The 17012-nt window shown below is 63.2% G+C and carries 17 protein-coding genes; 11 read left to right on the top strand and 6 right to left on the bottom strand.

Annotation, left to right across the window (positions count from 1 at the left end; translation table 11 throughout):
* Nucleotides 1-68 precede the first annotated feature (68 nt).
* The 4 genes from NKH63_RS00085 to NKH63_RS00070 all read left to right on the top strand — a co-directional run bounded on the left by NKH63_RS00085 (nucleotide 69) and on the right by NKH63_RS00070 (nucleotide 3224).
* A complete protein-coding gene (locus NKH63_RS00085) occupies nucleotides 69-1184 on the top strand; it encodes an ABC transporter substrate-binding protein (RefSeq protein WP_352481694.1) in 1116 nt (371 codons plus the stop codon).
* 17 nt (nucleotides 1185-1201) lie between these two features.
* Complete coding sequence (locus NKH63_RS00080) at nucleotides 1202-2035, top strand: ABC transporter permease (RefSeq protein ID WP_031194462.1); 834 nt, start codon at nucleotides 1202-1204, stop codon at nucleotides 2033-2035.
* Nucleotides 2036-2039: 4 nt separating this feature from the next.
* The gene (locus tag NKH63_RS00075; protein WP_352917590.1) at nucleotides 2040-2846 is read left to right on the top strand and encodes an ABC transporter permease; all 807 of its coding nucleotides are present in this window, start codon (nucleotides 2040-2042) and stop codon (nucleotides 2844-2846) included.
* Between the two features lie 90 nt (nucleotides 2847-2936).
* Nucleotides 2937-3224, top strand: a complete 288-nt coding sequence (locus NKH63_RS00070) for a DUF982 domain-containing protein (protein WP_352481695.1) — start codon at nucleotides 2937-2939, stop codon at nucleotides 3222-3224.
* Between the two features lie 41 nt (nucleotides 3225-3265).
* On the opposite strand, the gene NKH63_RS00065 is transcribed toward NKH63_RS00070, so the two are convergent.
* From NKH63_RS00065 to NKH63_RS00050, 4 genes are all read right to left on the bottom strand, one after another.
* A complete protein-coding gene (locus NKH63_RS00065; RefSeq protein ID WP_031194464.1) occupies nucleotides 3266-3574 on the bottom strand; it encodes a HigA family addiction module antitoxin in 309 nt (102 codons plus the stop codon).
* Nucleotides 3575-3688: 114 nt separating this feature from the next.
* Nucleotides 3689-4753, bottom strand: a complete 1065-nt coding sequence (locus tag NKH63_RS00060) for a glycosyltransferase family 2 protein (RefSeq protein WP_352481696.1) — start codon at nucleotides 4751-4753, stop codon at nucleotides 3689-3691.
* Between the two features lie 192 nt (nucleotides 4754-4945).
* On the bottom strand, nucleotides 4946-5128 hold the full coding sequence (locus NKH63_RS00055) for a hypothetical protein (RefSeq protein ID WP_352481697.1): 183 nt from the start codon (nucleotides 5126-5128) through the stop codon (nucleotides 4946-4948).
* A 96-nt stretch (nucleotides 5129-5224) separates the two neighbouring features.
* A complete protein-coding gene (locus tag NKH63_RS00050; protein ID WP_352481698.1) occupies nucleotides 5225-6556 on the bottom strand; it encodes a dicarboxylate/amino acid:cation symporter in 1332 nt (443 codons plus the stop codon).
* Between the two features lie 236 nt (nucleotides 6557-6792).
* Between NKH63_RS00050 and NKH63_RS00045 the strand changes: the two genes are divergently transcribed.
* Together NKH63_RS00045 and NKH63_RS00040 are read left to right on the top strand one after the other, a co-directional pair.
* A complete protein-coding gene (locus NKH63_RS00045) occupies nucleotides 6793-8652 on the top strand; it encodes a sensor histidine kinase (RefSeq protein WP_352481699.1) in 1860 nt (619 codons plus the stop codon).
* A 6-nt stretch (nucleotides 8653-8658) separates the two neighbouring features.
* Nucleotides 8659-10014: a sigma-54-dependent transcriptional regulator gene (locus tag NKH63_RS00040; RefSeq protein WP_352481700.1), complete on the top strand. Its 1356-nt coding sequence runs from the start codon at nucleotides 8659-8661 to the stop codon at nucleotides 10012-10014.
* 24 nt (nucleotides 10015-10038) lie between these two features.
* On the opposite strand, the gene NKH63_RS00035 is transcribed toward NKH63_RS00040, so the two are convergent.
* On the bottom strand, nucleotides 10039-10782 hold the full coding sequence (locus tag NKH63_RS00035; RefSeq protein ID WP_352481701.1) for a 2OG-Fe(II) oxygenase: 744 nt from the start codon (nucleotides 10780-10782) through the stop codon (nucleotides 10039-10041).
* A 156-nt stretch (nucleotides 10783-10938) separates the two neighbouring features.
* On the opposite strand from NKH63_RS00035, the gene NKH63_RS00030 reads away from it, so the two are divergent.
* Together NKH63_RS00030 and NKH63_RS00025 are read left to right on the top strand one after the other, a co-directional pair.
* Nucleotides 10939-11664, top strand: a complete 726-nt coding sequence (locus NKH63_RS00030; RefSeq protein WP_352481702.1) for a 3-keto-5-aminohexanoate cleavage protein — start codon at nucleotides 10939-10941, stop codon at nucleotides 11662-11664.
* Nucleotides 11665-11871: 207 nt separating this feature from the next.
* Nucleotides 11872-12726 (top strand): acyltransferase family protein, encoded by an 855-nt coding sequence (locus tag NKH63_RS00025; protein WP_352481703.1) that lies wholly within the window; start codon nucleotides 11872-11874, stop codon nucleotides 12724-12726.
* 354 nt (nucleotides 12727-13080) lie between these two features.
* Here NKH63_RS00025 and NKH63_RS00020 read toward each other — a convergent pair whose 3' ends face one another.
* Nucleotides 13081-13935 (bottom strand): hypothetical protein, encoded by an 855-nt coding sequence (locus tag NKH63_RS00020; RefSeq protein WP_352481704.1) that lies wholly within the window; start codon nucleotides 13933-13935, stop codon nucleotides 13081-13083.
* A 384-nt stretch (nucleotides 13936-14319) separates the two neighbouring features.
* Between NKH63_RS00020 and NKH63_RS00015 the strand changes: the two genes are divergently transcribed.
* From NKH63_RS00015 to NKH63_RS00005, 3 genes are all read left to right on the top strand, one after another.
* Nucleotides 14320-14823, top strand: coding sequence for an Lrp/AsnC family transcriptional regulator (locus tag NKH63_RS00015; protein ID WP_023677254.1), 504 nt, complete (start codon nucleotides 14320-14322; stop codon nucleotides 14821-14823).
* Nucleotides 14820-15983 (top strand): saccharopine dehydrogenase family protein, encoded by a 1164-nt coding sequence (locus tag NKH63_RS00010; RefSeq protein ID WP_352481705.1) that lies wholly within the window; start codon nucleotides 14820-14822, stop codon nucleotides 15981-15983. Before NKH63_RS00015 ends, NKH63_RS00010 begins: the two co-directional genes overlap by 4 nt.
* Before the next feature lie 110 nt (nucleotides 15984-16093).
* Complete coding sequence (locus NKH63_RS00005) at nucleotides 16094-16882, top strand: ABC transporter substrate-binding protein (RefSeq protein WP_023720608.1); 789 nt, start codon at nucleotides 16094-16096, stop codon at nucleotides 16880-16882.
* The last annotated feature ends 130 nt before the right edge of the window (nucleotides 16883-17012 follow it).

Here is a 17012-nt window from a genome sequence, read left to right as displayed (position 1 = left end):
CGATCGACGTGGCGAATTCGCCAGGCTGACTTTCGGGAAATATCAACGACAAAAAAAGGGGAACTGACATGACAAACCAAACTAAGAAAAATTCCATCGAGGCGCTGTCCGCCAGGGCAGTGCGCGGCGAGATCTCGCGCCGGCAGTTCACGCAGCTGGCCGCACTGGTGCTGGCCGGCACGCCGATGCTGCTGCGCTCGACCGGCGCCTTTGCCGCGGCGAAGGAACTGGTGCTGGTCAACTGGGGCGGCGACGCCATCACCGCCTATGACGCGGCTTACGGCCAGGCCTTCACCAAGGAGACCGGCATTGTCGTCAAGATGGACGGCTCCGGCCCGACCGAAGGTGCGATCGCGGCGCAGTTCAAGAGCGGCGCCCCGACCTGGGACCTGGTCGACGTCGATCCGTTCTCGGCCATCACGCTCGGCGCGCAGGGCATGCTTGAGCCGATCGACTATACGATCGTCGACAAGAAGAAGATGCGCGAGGGCTTCGGTTGGGAACACGCCGCCTCGACCTATTTCTTCTCCTATGTCATCGCCTACGATGCCGAGAAATACGGCAGCCAGGCACCGACCGGCATGGCCGACTTCTTCGACGTGGCAAAATTCCCCGGCAAGCGCTCGCTCTACAAATGGGGCGTGTCGAGCTGGGAAGCGGCACTGCTTGCTGACGGCATCGCGCCGGCCTCGCTCTACCCGCTCGACCTCAAGCGCGCGCATGACAAGATCGCCGCCTTCAAGGAGAACGTCGTCGCCTATTGGGGTGGCGGCGCCGAAAGCCAGAGCGTACTGCTCAATGGCGAGGCGTCGATGGCGATCGTCTGGTCGACCCGGGCTTCGCTCATCGAGCAGGATTCCGGCGGCAAGATCAAGTTCATCTGGGACCAGGGTCTGATCTCGCCCGGCGCGCTCGCCGTGCTCAAGGGCAATCCCGGCGGCAAGGACGCGGCGATGAAGTTCATCGCCAGCACCCAGGACCCTGAGAAGGAACTCATCATGTTCGACAAGCTCGGCCAGGGTCCGGCCAATCCGGCCGCCGATGCGCTGATCCCCGCCGACAAGAAGCGCATCAACCCCGTCGATCCCGAGAACATGAAAAAGCAGATCCCGCTCGACATGGATTGGTACGCCAAGAACTACGGGGCGGCACTCGACGAATACACGAAGATCATCTCCGCCTGACAAGCCGGGATAACCGGATGAGAGCATACCTCTCCGACAGGATGGGCGCGGCGCTGTTGATGGCGCCGCTGCTCCTCTTTCTTGTGCTGGCCTATGCCTGGCCATTCCTCGGCGTGGTCAAATGGAGTTTTACGCTGCCCACGCCAGGGCTGGGGCAGTACAATGCGCTGCTCACGGATCAGTTGGTGCAGTCGGTCTTTATCCGCACGCTGCGCATCGCGGCGATCGTGACGATCGTTTCGGTTGCCGCCGCCTACGCCATCACCGTTGTCTGGGTGCGCGGCACGCCGGTGCAGCGCGTCGTGGCCGAATTCTGCATCCTGGTGCCGTTCTGGATCTCGGTGCTGACCCGCGCCTTCGGCTGGGTGGCGCTTTTGTCCAATCGCGGCCTGATTAACACCTGGCTGCAGGCGGTCGGCTTCATCTCGGAGCCGCTGGCGCTGGTGCGCAACGAGTTCGGCGTCATCGTCGGCATGACGCATTTCCTCATCCCCTTCGCCGTGTTTCCGCTGGCCTCTTCGATGCGCAGTCTCGACGACCGCGTGCTGCTGGCGGCGCGCGGCCTCGGCTCCAGCCGCATGCGCACCTTCTGGTCGGTGTTCGTGCCGATGACCCGCTCCGGCATCATCGGCTCGGCGCTGATCGTTTTCGTCTTTTCGCTCGGCTTCTTCGTCACGCCGGCGATCCTCGGCGGCGGTCGTAGCGTGATGATCGCCGAGTTGATCTATCTCCGCATCTTCCAGAGCCCGGACTGGGGCCTGGGCGCTGCGATCAGCGTGGTGCTGGTGCTGTTCGTCGGCGCGCTGATGGCGCTGCTGTTCCGCTATATCAGACCAAAGCAGTTGGTGTAGCGCGATGCCGACCTATCGCCCCGGTCCCGTCTCGCTGGTCCTCGCCGCCCTGGTCGCGCTGTTTCTGCTGTTGCCGCTGCTCGCCGTCATTCCGGTGTCGCTGACGCCGAGCCGCATGCTGGCGATGCCGTCGGGCGAATTGTCGCTGCGCCATTACCGGGCGTTGATCGAGGATCCGCGCTGGATCAACTCGATCCTGCTCTCGATCAGGATCGGCGTCGTCAGCAGCGCCTTTTCCACCGTGCTCGCGCTCTGCTTCGGCCTCGGCGTCTGGATGTTCCAGCCGCGCTTCACCGCAGCATTGGTCGGCTTCGTGCTGCTGCCGATGGTGGTACCGCCGGTGGTCTCGGCAATCACGCTCTATTTCCTGCTGACCTCGATCTCGGGTTTCTCGTCGTTCTTCGGCTATGACACCTGGCTGGGTGTCGCCATGGCGCATGCGGTGATGACGGTGCCCTTCGCCACGGTGCTGATCCTGGTGTCGCTCAGCCAGCTCGACCGCCGCATCGATCTTGCCGCGCGCGGCCTCGGCGCCACCGTGTGGGAGCGCGCCACCCGCATCATCATGCCCAACATCAACTTCGGCATCGTCACCGCGGCGTTGTTGTCCTTCGTGCTGTCCTGGGAAGAGATCGGCGTCACCCTGTTCATCACCTCGGTCAACGCCATCACGCTGCCGCGCTTGATGTGGATGGGCCTGCGCGACAACATCGACCCGGCGATCGCCGCACTCTCGGTGATCCTGATCGTCATCACGGTGCTGGTGCTTGTGGCGCGCAGCGTCGTGGTCAGGCTGCGCGCGGCGCAGTGAGGGCCGCCTCACTGCCGCGGTGACTGGCGCGAATGAAACCTTGCGCCACGATTTTCGTTATAGGTAGTTCAACACGTCGAAGGCTTCGCCATGAATCAAGGATGGTTTTCCAAGCCGGTTGCGGTTGCGGTCGGCATCGTGGGAGATATCCGCAACATTTCCAACGCACGGCAGGCTGTCGAATTGCTGGAAGCCCACTGGCGCGACGCTGGCAGCGCCAAACACGGCTTGGCACGGCGCACATGCCGCCGCGCTATGAGCGACGACCGCTGGACCGAAGCCGCCAGGGACGCGTTCATCGAGGCCGCGCGGGAAGCGCATGTCCTGGTCGAGCGAGCCGTTGAACCGCAGGACCGGTCCAGGCAGGCGGGACCGTGATCGATTTGTGAGCCTCGGTGGTTCGGCCGATCTATTGCATCTCAGGCAGCATGCAGCCTTGGAATGGCACTGACGTCAACCTCGCGCTCCGCGTGCCACGCATCGTAAGCGGCCTGCATCCTGAGCCAGATCGCGGCGCCGTCGCCGAACATCTTTCCAAGGCGCGCCGCGACGGCCGGCGAGACCGGCTTCTTTTCGCGGATGATGTCGTAAAGCTGCTGGCGCGAGATTCCGAGCAGATTGGCGATTTCCACCTTGGTCTTTCCGGTTGCCGGGATAATGTCGTCGAGCAGCGCCCCAGGGTGGGATGGGCAGCGCTCCATCGGACGCATCGGCTTATAACAGGTCATGGGCTGGTTGTCCTTCGGTTGGGTCGCCACGTGCCCATAGTGATATTGCTCGAAATCTACCCGGGTTGCCAGACCTCCCGAAAACCTGGCGGCGTTGTGTCACTGCGCCACCCACTACCCCATAGCGTGGCGGATTCTCTTGGACAGGCGGCTCAAAAATGCCGGCCTCGACGACGCATCGAGCTTCCACGACAGCACCGCCGTGGCCATTTTCCGCGGCAACACCCCGACCGACAGGAACCATGCGGCAAGGATGACGCGCCGCCGCAGGGATGCGGTCATTTCGAGGCTGGCGACGGCGCCGGCCGCCCCGAGCGCCAGCCGGGAATCGTCGGCCACCGGATGTCGGTCTCTGTCGGCGCAGAGCGACGCCAGCCGCTCCTCCAGGTGGACCGGATCGTGGCGGACAGCATCCGACGGCACGATGGTCAGGCCGATCCCGGAGGCCTGGTCCGACAGTGCCTGCATGCGGCGGAAATCGTGGGTTACCCGCCAGCGTGCCCGCTCGGCGAGCTTTTCGCCGAAGACCGAATGGTTGGCGCCGTGGATCCGGTAGGCGCCGAGGCATTCGTCGATGGATTGGACGTGCCCGTACATCGGCGCCAGCGTGGCAAGATAGCCGTCAGCGCCCTGGCGGAACTCCGGCTCCGGTATGGGCATGATCGACTCCAGCGTTGCGCGGTCAAAGGCCAGCCCGCTGGTCACGGTGGTCTGGTAGCGGCCCTTGTGCAGGAGTTTCGGCATGACATCGCCGCTGTCGAAAGGCAGTTCGGGCGGCGGAAAGACATCCTTGATGCGTTGCCCTTCGTCGACGATATGCAGTCTGGACTGGACCTGGGCGGTTGCCTCGTCCCAGGTGTCGACGATGGTGGAGACGGCGGTCGGATAAAGATAATCGTCGGCGTCGAGGAACAGGACGATCTTGCCCGAGCTCGCTGCAAAGCCAGTGTTGAATGCCGCGGCGTGTCCGCCATTTTGCGCTCGCGGACATGCGAGGATCTCGTCGCGATACGATTCCATGATTGTCGTGGAATTGTCCTGCGATGCATCGTCGACGACGATGACTTCGACATCCGCGTAGTCCTGCTCGAGGGCGCTGTCGATGGTGCGTTTGAGGAACCGCGCGTAGTTGTAGTTCGGGATGATGATGGATACCGGAATTCTCGGGACAGTCTGCATCGCGTTTGACCTCGCATCTTGCTTTGGTTCGGCAAAGGCCCGCTCATGGGCCTGCCCCCCTCTTCAAGCGCCCTCTTGGCGCGCAACGAGTTCCCTGGGAGAAAGCCTGCGCTTTCTATCAGGAGACGGGTCACGTTTCGCTTTGCGACTTCGTACTGAGGCCGCCATTGCCTTCGAGGGCTGCTGCCATGGTCAGGGGTCGGCGGCAGCAAAAGCCCAGACGAGTTCGGCCAAGGTGATGTCGCAACCGAGCCCGACGGAAATGTCTCGCCTCGCGATCAGGTCGGGAGCGAAGCGGACGGGTGCCCTGAAGGCATGGCGGATACTGGCCTTCAAATGCGGCTGGAACAAGCCCCGCGTCGAAAACAGGGCCACTTCAGGTTGCGTTCAGGCGGCATGCCGCGACCGCCGGTGCTTTGCCCCAGAGCCGGCGAACCGCCTCCGGGGCTTATAGTCACGTGGCCTGGACAGTCAGGCGGCCTGCAAACCCGGCAGCGACAGGTCGACTTCCTCCGGCAAGTCGCCGGCCATGGCGGCGGCAAACTTCGTCTGGTCGAGTTCTCCCTCCCAGCGTGCCACCACCACTGTCGCCACCGCATTGCCGATGAAGTTGGTCAGCGCCCGGCATTCCGACATGAAGCGGTCGACGCCGAGGATCAGCGCCATGCCGGCGACCGGCACGGTGGGGACGACCGAAAGCGTTGCCGCCAGCGTGATGAAGCCGGCGCCGGTGATGCCGGCGGCACCCTTGGAGCTCAGCATGGCGACGGCGAGCAGCAGGATCTGGTCGCCGTAGGTGAGCGGTGTGTCGGTCGCCTGCGCGATGAACAGCGCCGCCAGCGTCATGTAGATGTTGGTGCCGTCCAGATTGAAGGAATAGCCGGTCGGGATGACCAGGCCGACCACCGAGCGGTTGCAGCCGGCGCGCTCCATCTTGGCCATGAGGCCCGGCAATGCCGCTTCCGAGGACGAGGTGCCGAGCACCAGCAGCAGCTCTTCCTTGATGTAGCGGATCAGCGCCAGGATCGAGAAGCCATTGTAGCGGGCAACCGCGCCGAGCACCACCAGCACGAACAGCAGCGCGGTCAGGTAGAATGTGCCGATCAGCGTGGCGAGGTTGGCGATCGAGCCGATGCCGTATTTGCCGATTGTGAAGGCCATGGCGCCGAAGGCGCCGATCGGTGCGGCCTTCATCAGGATGGCGACGAGGCGGAAGATCGGCGTGGTCAGTGCCTGCAGGAAATCGACGACCGGACGGCCGCGATCGCCGACCAGTGCCAGGGCGACACCGAACAGCACCGAGAAGAACAGCACCTGCAGGATGTCGCCCTGCGCGAAGGCGCCGGTGATGGTGTCGGGGATGATGTTCATCAGGAAGCCGACGATGGTTGTGTCGTGCGCCTTCTCGGCATAGGCCGTCACCTTGGTGGTATCGAGCGTGGCCGGATTGATGTGCATGCCGGCGCCGGGCTGGACGACATTGGAGACGACCAGGCCGACGACAAGCGCCAGCGTCGAGAACACCAGGAAATAGATCATCGCCTTGCCGGCGACGCGGCCGACCTTCTGCAGGTCGGAAACACCGGCGATGCCGGTCGCCACCGTCAGGAAGATCACCGGCGCGATCACCATCTTCACCAGCTTGATGAAGGCATCGCCGAACGGCTTCATCGCCTCGCCGGTTTCCGGATAGAAGTGGCCGAGCAGCACACCGGCGGCGATCGCCGCCAGCACCTGCACATAAAGATGCCGGTATAAGGGAAGTTTGCCGCGCGGCTCGGCGGCAGCGATTGCTGTCTGCATGACGTCCTCCATGGCGCCCCGATCGAAAGCTCGACTCCCCGGGGCAGTTGTTTTGACCAGCAGCCTCGCGACTGCTGAATTCGTGTTTGCAACAGCCGTGCCAGATACGCAGAAGGGCCTTTCATCATTGATTTTGTTGAGCATTCACAAACGTCCGCACTGCTGGACACACAGACAAGTGCGAATCTCCGCATAGGTCGAATTGTGTTTTGTGCGAGTTCATGCACAAATGGGCGATGCTGCAACGCCCCGCCGGTGCCTTGTCTTCGACGCCCGAGCAACTCGCCAGGCGGGCGCGCCGAGCCTGGCTGCTGTTTGCGGCCGTCGCCCTGCTGATCGTCACGGTAGCGCTCTACGGTGCCGGCCTCTACGGCCGCACCGCCGAGGTCGGGACCCTGGCGGCGCAGGGGCGTACCGACGCCAATCTCAAGGTCGCGCTGCTGCGCGCCGTGCTCGAAAGCCCGCGCGCCCTGCCGCTGCTTCTGTCCGCGGACCAGCAAGTGCGTGACGCGCTGTCGCAGAAAAATGCCGCGGCAATCGATGTTCTGAACCGCAAGCTCGAGGGGCTGGTCTCCGGCACCAAGGCGTCGGTGCTCTATGTCGTCGGCACCGACGGACTGGCGATCGCCTCCAGCAACTGGCGCGAGCCGATCAGCTTCGTCGGCAATGACTACCGTTTTCGCGATTATTTCTCCGGCGCGATGCAGGCCGGAACCGCCGAGTATTTTGCGCTCGGCAATGTCAGCAAGCGTCCCGGCCTCTACATTTCGCGGCGCGTCGGCGATGCTGCCGCACCGCTCGGCGTCGTCGTCGTCAAGATGGAGTTCGACCAGCTCGAAGCCGACTGGCGCGAGGCCAACCGCCCGGCCTATGTCAGCGACGAGAACGGCGTCGTGCTGATCACCAGCGTGCCGTCCTGGCGCTTCATGACAACCGTGCCGCTGGCCGCACCTGAGCAAGCCGCAATCCGCGACAGCCAACAGTTCGGCGACGCGCCGCTGGTTCCGCTGCCGATCATGCACCGGCAGGCGCTCAGCCCGGATGTGTCGATTGTCCACGCGGTGACGCCCGGCGGCAGTGAGGCGGAGTATCTCAGCCTTTCCACGCCGGTCCCTTCGACCCCATGGCAGCTCGACTATCTGATCCCGGCCGAAGCGCCGATCGCCGCTGCCGTCCGCGAAATGCGGCTTCTGGCACTGGGTGCCGTCGTCCCGCTGCTCGGCCTGGCCGCGTATCTGTTGTGGCGGCGGCAGTCGGCGCAGATGCGGATTGCCGCCGAACAGGCGGCGCGCACCGAACTCGAACGCCGCGTCGTCGAACGCACCGAGGATCTGAGCCAAGCCCGCGACCGGCTGCAGGCCGAGATAGCAGGCCACCGCAGCACCGAAGCCAAGCTCCAAATCGTGCAGCAGGATCTGGTCCAGGCCAACCGCCTCGCCATCCTCGGCCAGGTCGCCGCCGGTGTCGCCCATGAGATCAACCAGCCGGTCGCCACCATCCGCGCCTATGCCGACAATGCCCGCACCTTCCTCGACCGCAAGCAGACCGGGCCGGCCGAGGAAAACCTCGGCGCCATTGCAGCACTTACCGAACGCATCGGCTCAATCACCGAGGAGTTGAAGGCATTTGCCCGCAAGGGCCGCACCGCCGCCGAGCCTGTTGAATTACGTGGTGTTGTCGAGGGCGCGATCATGCTGTTGAGAAGCCGCTTTGCCGGTCGGCTCGACGCATTGGCCATCGACCTGCCGCCGCCGAGCCTCAAAGTCATGGGCAATCGGGTGCGGCTCGAACAGGTGCTGATCAACCTCTTCCAGAACGCGCTCGAAGCACTCGACGGCCGCGACGACGCTCATGTGCAGGTATCGGTCGAGGAGACCGCGGACGGCGTGACGGTCGGCGTGTCCGATAACGGACCTGGCATTCCGCCCGGGATTCTCAAGTCGCTGTTCACGCCGTTCAACACCTCCAAGGAAAAAGGCCTCGGCCTTGGCCTCGTCATCTCGAAGGACATCGTCGCCGATTATGGCGGCCGCATCGAGGTTTCAAGCAACGACGGCGGCACCCGCTTCACCATCCATCTCATGAAAGCAGCGTAAGCCATCATGACGAACGACAATGCCGCGCCGGTCATCTTGATCGACGACGATCGCGATCTCCTCAAGGCCACCGCGCAGACGCTGGAGCTTGCCGGCTTCTCGATCTCGGCCTTTGCGGTGGCGGCCGAGGCGCTGGCCAGGCTCGACGCCGATTTTGCCGGCGTCGTGGTGTCCGATATCCGCATGCCGCAGATCGACGGCTTGCAGCTTTTCAACCGCATCCTGCGGCTGGATGCCGACATTCCCGTCATCCTCGTCACCGGGCATGGCGACATCGCCATGGCCGTCAAGGCGATCAAGGACGGCGCCTACGACTTCATCACCAAGCCTTTCGCCGCCGACCGGCTGGTGCAGAGCGTGCGTCGCGCAGCGGAAAAGCGACGCCTGGTGATGGAGAACCGCGCCTTGCGCGAGGCGGCCGGAGAGGCGCAGGACGGCCTGCCGCTGATCGGCCAGACACCGGCGATGGACAGGCTGCGCCGCACACTGCGCCAGATCGCCGACACCGATGTCGACGTGCTGGTGACCGGCGAGACCGGCTCCGGCAAGGAGGTGGTGGCAAGCCTTCTGCATCGCTGGAGCCGCCGCGCCAAGGGCAATTTCGTCGCGCTGAATTGCGGCACGCTGCCGGAGACCGTCATCGAGAGCGAATTGTTCGGTCATGAGGCCGGCGCCTTCACCGGCGCGCAGAAGAAACGGATCGGCCGCATCGAGCACGCCAGCGGCGGCACGCTGTTCCTCGACGAGATCGAAAGCATGCCGGTCTCGACACAGGTGCAGATGCTGCGCGTCTTGGAAATGCGCGAGGTCACTCCGCTCGGCACCAACGAGGTGCGGCCGGTGGATCTGCGTGTTGTCGCCGCCGCCAAGGTCGATCTCGGCGATCCGCGCCAGCGCGGCGCTTTCCGCGAGGATCTCTACTACCGGCTCAACGTGGTGACGATCTCGATCCCGCCGCTACGCGAGCGCCGCGACGATGTCGCCCTGCTGTTCTTCTATTTCGCCGAGCGCGCCGCCGCCCGCTTCCATCGTCCGGTGCCGGCAGTGCCGGCGACGGTACATCGCCATCTGAGCGACCATGACTGGCCGGGCAATGTGCGCGAACTGGCGCATTTCGCCGAGCGGTTCGTGCTTGGATTGGAGGAAGGCGCCGAAGCACAACCCCCTGCCCCGACTGAATCGAACGCCGCCATGAAGCTGCCGGAGCGGCTGGAGCGCTACGAGGCCGACATCATCCGCGAGGCGCTTGGCCGCAACGAGGGCGATGTCAGGCGCACGATCGAAGCGCTGGGGATTCCGCGCAAGACCTTCTACGACAAGCTCCAGCGCCACGGCATCGTGCGCAGCGATTTTTCCCGGTAATCGCCGCCGGGCCGAGAGGCTCGGCTACTTGGCGTCGTGGAAGATGATACCGACGGTGTGGCGCATGCCGGAGCGAAGCCGGCTGACGCCGTGTCTGAGATTGACCCGGTAATTGCCTCGTGTGCCCTGGACCGGACGATTGTGGACCGCGAAGGCGACCGCGTCGCCCTGGCGCAGCGGCACCACCTCGACGCGGCTCTGCATGCGCGGACGCTGCTCGGTCAGCACGAACTCGCCGCCGGTGAAATCCTTGCCGGGCTCGGACAACAGGATCGCCACCTGCAGCGGGAACGCCAGATCGCCGTAGAGATCCTGGTGCAGGCAGTTGAAATCGCCGGGGACATATTGCAGCAGGAGCGGCGTCGGCCGCGTCTGGCCCTGCTCGTGGCATTGCTCGAGGAATGCGGCGTGTTCGTCGGGATAGCGCTGGGCGATACCCATGCGCGCGTTCCAGTCGTTGGCGACCGCGGCCAGGCGCGGAAAGAGCGCGGTGCGCAAGCCGCCGATCAAGTCGGGTAAGGGATAGCGGAAATAGCGATACTCGCCCTTGCCGAAACCATGCCGTGCCATGTGGACATGGCTGCGGAAATGGCTCTCGTCCGGATAGAGCCCGGCGATCTGCCGGCACTCCTGCGGCGTCAGCAGCTTTTCCATCACGGCGCAGCCATAGCCGCTCAGCTCGCCGGCGAGTTTCGGCCAATCATAGGCGGCGACGCGCGCCTCCGCCGATTTGATCGCCGCTTTCGCGCCTATCGAATGGATGGTCATGGCTTCGCCTCCTTCTCTAAGACCAGAGATGGGTGAGACAGCGCGCGCAGACCACCCGTTTCTTGCCGGGTGAGCTTCGCGGGATGGATATCATCCGATTTCCGATTTCGTTGTCGTGCGCTAAACTTGTTCCACTTCAACGGGACCGCCATCTCAATGATTGTCCAGACCTGCATCAATGGCGCGCGCAGCGCCGATTTCCACCCGCGACTGCCGCTTGATCCCGAAGCCATGGCGCGCGACGGTGCGGCCTCGATTGCCGCCGGTGCGGCCGAGCTGCATGTCCATGCGCGCGGACTCGACGGCCGCGAAAGCATCGCGCCTGCGGCTATGGACCGGACTGTGATGGCGCTCCGCCGTGCCTGTCCGGGAACGCTGATCGGCGTGTCGACCGGCGCCTGGATCGAAAACGACGACGAGCGGACGCTGGCCGCGATCGCCGGTTGGAGCGAGCTGCCCGACTATGCCTCGGTCAATCTGAGCGAAGACGCCGCGCCCGCCGTCATGGAGAGTCTGCGCCAGCGCGGCATCGGCATCGAGGCGGGGCTTGCCTCCGTCGCCGACGCCGAACGCCTGGTGAGCCTCGACCATGGCAAACGGGTGCTGCGCATCCTGCTCGAAATCTCCGAGCAGCCCCTGGACGCGGCGCTGGAGGTCAGTGACGATATCGCCGCCGTGCTCGACGGCGCCGGGATGCGCCGGGCGATCCTGCTGCACGGTGCCGACGCCACGGTCTGGCCTTTCGTGCACCGGGCGGCGGAACGCCGTTGGTCGACGCGCGTCGGGCTGGAAGACGGCAAGGAGCTTCCTGACGGAACAGTAGCACCCGGTAACGCCGCGCTGACAGCGGCAGCCGTCGCTATCTTCGAGACCAGCCGTTAGCGCGGGGAAACAGCCAATCTCCTCTTCACTGGGGAGATGCCAGGTTTTGACAGAGAGGCAGGCCAAAGTCGGGCGGGTCTAAAGTATAGCCGCGTGCTGGTGTCAGTAAAACTTATCTAAAACTTTACGCATTAATTAAACCAGCAATTAATCAGCACATCAACGACCCCGTGTGTTAATGCTCCCCGCACAGGGGACCATTTTTCGATGAACATCATTCCAGAGAATGATCACGCTGCGCCGCGCCGGGTTCAACAGTATACATCGGTACAGATCCTGCGGGGGCTAGCAGCCCTCATGGTTGTTATCTATCATCTTCCGGCCGCACTGGGCATGCTCGATCTGGGTATTCCCATCCTAAACAGTGGTGTCGATCTGTTTTTCGTCATCAGCGGTTTTGTCATGGTTCTCTCGACGGAGAACAGACGTCGCGACCATCGTGCTTTTTTGATGCAGCGCTTCACGCGCGTCGTTCCGTTCTATTGGGTTATGACCTTCGTCATGGTCGCCGCACTTTGGTTGTTTGCCGGTCGTGCAGTGTCTCTTGAGCAGCTCACCAATAGCCTGCTTTTCATTCCCTATCTCGACACTGTTACAGGTTATGTCCAACCAGTGCTTGGCGTGGGTTGGACGCTCAATCTGGAAATCCTGTTTTACATTCTGTTCGCGGCGACTATGGGTCTTGGCACCTTGACGCAAATGGCCATGGTCGGCGTTGTCTTTGCAATCGCCGTAGCGGCGCGCATCATCTTCAAACCCGCCGCCGATACTGTGCTGTTTTTCTATACCACGCCAATCCTGTTTGAGTTCCTTGCCGGCATGGCTCTCGGCCACCTGGTCGGCAGGCTGGCGCGTTTGCATGCCGTCCTGGGTGTCTCGGCACTCGTGTTCGCCATCGTGTCCATGCTGGTGATGGGCCTTGGCTTCAACTTGCCGCGAACCCTTGCTCAGGGAATCCCGGCGTTGATCCTTGTCGCGGCTTGCATAAGCCTGGAAAGCTACTTCCGGCTTCTTGCTCCTCGCGTGCTGGCAAGGTTGGGTGATGCTTCCTACTCTCTCTAGCTGACACATCCTATCGTGCTGCTTGCGACCGCTCCTGTCGTTGCAAGCGCCAATGTATCACCATGGCTCGCAGGCACGGTTCTTGTCGCCGCCTGCATCGCCGTCTCCCTGGCCAGCTATAGTTTTATTGAGAAGCCGCTTTTGGCGATATCTCGGATGAGCCTCTCCGCCTATCAGGTGAAGGCACAATAAGTTGAGGTTGCGCCTCGCAGCGATTTTGCGACATGCATAAAACAAAAACTTAAAGCGCGTCGCAGGATCCGTTCAATGCGACGCGCTCTAGGTGCAAAAATAGCCGCCCGGTTGGACCCGAAGCAGCTTGTTATTTTATGCACTTCGGCAATGTGTCAGTGGCTACTTTGCAATCATGTAGGCATCATCAGTGTAGAGTTTGCCAACTCCACCATAGTGACCCACCCCAAACACGAATGACTGAGGTGTACCTGATCCGTCGGAATCTCGCCCGACCGGCCAGGTTGCGTTCGACGACGATTGCCAAAACACCCCGTCCAGATACCAATCGATGCCTACCCCTTCATAGAGATCCGCGCGCAGCTGAAACCAGCGGCCCTTCGGGGCGGGAACATCGTTAGCCGGATTGTGGACTCCGGCCGCCGCATTTTCCACATGCAGCATCACCACATCGTCAGTCGGATTGTCGGTCAGGTTGACCCACCACGTTGGATCCTGCTTGAAAGGCGATTGCTCGGTCACCTTGAACTGGAAGATATTCGTCCAGCCGTTTCCCGCGTATTGGTAATCGGAGGGAATGAAAAACCACGCGACATAAGTTCCATCGATCCCTGACGGCGACATCGCCTGGAGCGGACGTCCGAAAGCGTCGTTCTTGGCCAGGCCGCCCGCAAAGAGCCACTCCTTGTAGACTTTGGAGTGGGGCTTCCCGGCATTGATGGCAGCCAGCGTCGTTTCGAACTTTCCGAAGCTGTTGCCGCCGTGCGAGGATACATTCCCTGCGCCGGTCGAGACCAGGCCGCTGACAATTGCGTTCAGGCTGGGATCGGCTTCCGCCGGATTCTCCGCCTGGACGAAAGACCAGTCGGTATAGCACGAGGCTCCGGTGCAAGGCCCCTCCTCCCAGTCCGCTCGCCAGTAGGGCGCATTCTGGGCATATGCGGCGCCAGCTGGCGCCATGGCGGCGGTAATGGTGCAGATTGCCGTCAGCACCAACAGATGAAAAATCTTCTTCATGTCGATCTACCGTTCCTTTCTAACTATGGATTCCAGGCACCTCTTGCGCCACTTGCTTCTTTCACCCTCGAACACAGCGCGTCCCGAACGGCGCTGTACCGCCAACTCAAGCCGGCGGCGCTGAACCTTCAAAGGGTATCCGGAAAACAAAAAACCCGCCTCGGGAGGGCGGGTCGGCGGCGCGATTAGCACCATACCCAAATTAGTAGCATAGCTGCCGGCACAAAGCAAGAACAAAATGTGGCATCTGCGACGAAACTGCCGACAGGCACAGGGGCACCGCGGCTGACGTGGCTCTTGCCGTTGTTAAAAATCTCTCATAAGGTATTTTCATATCAGAAAGAAAATCCGACCGTTTATTTCCTTTTATGAAAGCCTGAGCGTTTGCGGGAACATCTCGATCAGACCGACCGGCGACTGGTCAAGCTGCTGTCGCAGGATGCGCAGCTTGGCGTCAACCGCCTCGCGGAGAAGATGGCGATCTCGGTGCCGACGGTGCGCATGCGGCTGCGCAACCTGCTCGACCGCAACCTGCTCAAGATCGTCGGACTGCTTAACCTGACCGAACGCCCCGAGCTGATCTCGGCCATCGTCGGCATCAACGCGCAAGGGCGCGGCCGGGCGCGTGAACTGGCGCAGCGCATCTCCGAACTGCCTTTCGTGAACTCGGCCGCCGTCGTCACCGGACGCTTCGACATCATCGTCGACGTAACGGTGGCCGGCGATGTCGCCGATCTCTACCGTGTCACCAGCGAGCTGATCCCCGGCGCCGGCGAGCCGGGCGAAGTCGTGCGCAGCGAGACCTTCGTCGTCATGGCGTCCTGCAACAAATGGGTCAGCCTGCCTGAAGGCTGCTGGTCGGACGAGACGCGAAAGGAAATGGCATGAAGATCGCGGTTCTCGGCGGCCTCGGCCTGCAAGGCCGGGCGGCGATCGCCGATCTCGTTGCCAGCGACGGCGTCGAGCAAGTGGTCTGCCTCGACACCGCAACCGACGGCGCGGCGCGGCTTGGCGGCCTGACCGACCTTGCCCGGGTGCGTTTTGTCGTGCCGGAGGGCGCGATCGGTCCGGTGCTGGCCGATGTGATGAAGGACGTCGACGCGGTCATCGACCTGTTGCCGCAGCCGCTGATGCGCGAGGCGGTGCAGGCGGCGATCGCGACGCGCACGCCGCTGGTCACCACCAATTACGGCAAGGCCATCGCCGATCTCGCTCCCGAGGCCGAAAGGGCCGGCGTCTCGATCGTCACCGAATGCGGGCTCGACCCCGGCATCGACCTTGTGCTCTACGCGCGCGCCGCACGCCAGTTCGACACCATCACCGCGATCGATTCCTATTGCGGCGGCATTCCCGAACCGAAGGCGGTGGTCGAGCCGCTCCGCTACAAGGTGAGCTGGAATTTCGACATGGTTCTGGTCAGCCAGAACCGCGACAGCGTGCTGGTCGAGGACGGCAACCGGGTCGATGTGCCGGCCGCCCGCCAGCACGACAATCGTTTCATCCACGATATCGAGATCGCCGGGCTGGGCAGGCTCGAGGCCTTCCCCAATGGTGACGCGCCGCATTATGCCGGCATGCTCGCCGCCGCCAATGGGCTGCAGCGCTCCGGTCGCTATTCGCTGCGCTGGCCCGGCTGGTCGGCGTTCTGGGCGCCGCTGAAGCAGCTTGGCCTCCTGTCCGAGGACAAGGTACCCGGCACCGGCGTCAGCCCACGCGAATTCCTCGGCCGGCTGCTCGGTCCGCAACTGCAATATGGCGCCGACGAAAAGGACCTTTGCGTGATGCGCAACGTCTTTGTCGGCAGCGAAGGCGGCCGCCGCAAGACGGTGACCTCGGAGCTGGTCATCGAACGCGACCTCGCCTCCGGCCTGTTCGGCATGAGCCTTGGCGTCGGCTATCCCGCCAGTATCGTGGCGCAGATGCTGGCACGGCGCGAGATCGCCACGCCCGGCCTGCTCAACCCGCTGCTGCATGTGCCCGATGGCCGCTTCCTCGACGAGCTGGCCAGGCGCGGCATCAAGGTCGCCGAAACGGTGAGCTGGGATTGAAGATTTTCGAACGGTGGTTGCCGCCGGCAACGGCGCCGCCGCTCAAAAGGCGCCCCGATGGGGTGAAACAACAAGTGGAACAACAAACGACAACAAGGAGGAATGCCCAAATGAAGATTGCCAAGCTTTTCATCGCCGGACTTGCGCTCGCCGGCCTCACCGCTGCCGCCAGTGCCGGAACGCTCGACGAGATTACCAAGCGCGGTGAGTTGCGCGTCGCCGTGCAGACGCAGGGACCGCCCTTCTCGCTGGTCGGCGCCGCCGGCGAACGCACCGGCAGTTCGGTCGAACTCGCCGAACTGATGGCCAAGGAAATGGGCGTCAAGATCACCTTCCTCGACTTCGACTGGGACGGCCTGATCCCGGCGCTGCTGTCGGGCAAGGCCGATCTTCTGGTTGCCGACATGACGCCGACACTGGCGCGTGGCATGAAGGTCGCCTTCACCAAGCCTTACATGTACACGGGCAGCACCGTCTTCACCAAGGCTGGGACCGCCTTCAAGTCCACCGAGGACTGCAAGGCCAAGGGCACCAAGATCGCGGTGCTGCTCGGCGCCACCGGCGAGAAGGAAGCCAAGGCCGCCTTCCCCGATGCCGACATCAAGAGCTACAAGGGCGGCGGCCCGCTGCTGCTCGACGCCGTCAACAACGGCCAGGCCGATTGCGGCGTCAACGACGTCTCGGCGGTCAAGGGCCAGTCAACCGCTTATCCGGCCGGCAGCTTCATCATCATGCCGGACATGCTGTCGAAGGAGCCACTGGCCTTCGCCACGCGCTATGACGAGCAGGACCTGCTGACCTGGATGAACCTGTTCCTCGACCAGGTCAGCCTCGACGGCCGCCTGCAGAAGAACCTCGATTACTGGGTCAATTCCGACGCCTGGAAGAAGGATCACTGAGTAGAGGGAATAGGGAGTAGGGAGTAGGGAGTAGGGAGTAGGGAGCGCTACTCGCTACTCGCTACTCGCTACTCGCTACTCGCTACTCGCTACTCGCTACTCGCTACTCGCTACTCGCTACTCGCTACTC

The organism is Mesorhizobium sp. M0960 (assembly GCF_040319055.1).
In the GTDB taxonomy this organism is placed as follows: domain Bacteria; phylum Pseudomonadota; class Alphaproteobacteria; order Rhizobiales; family Rhizobiaceae; genus Mesorhizobium.
This window is presented reverse-complemented; position numbering and strand designations above follow the sequence as displayed.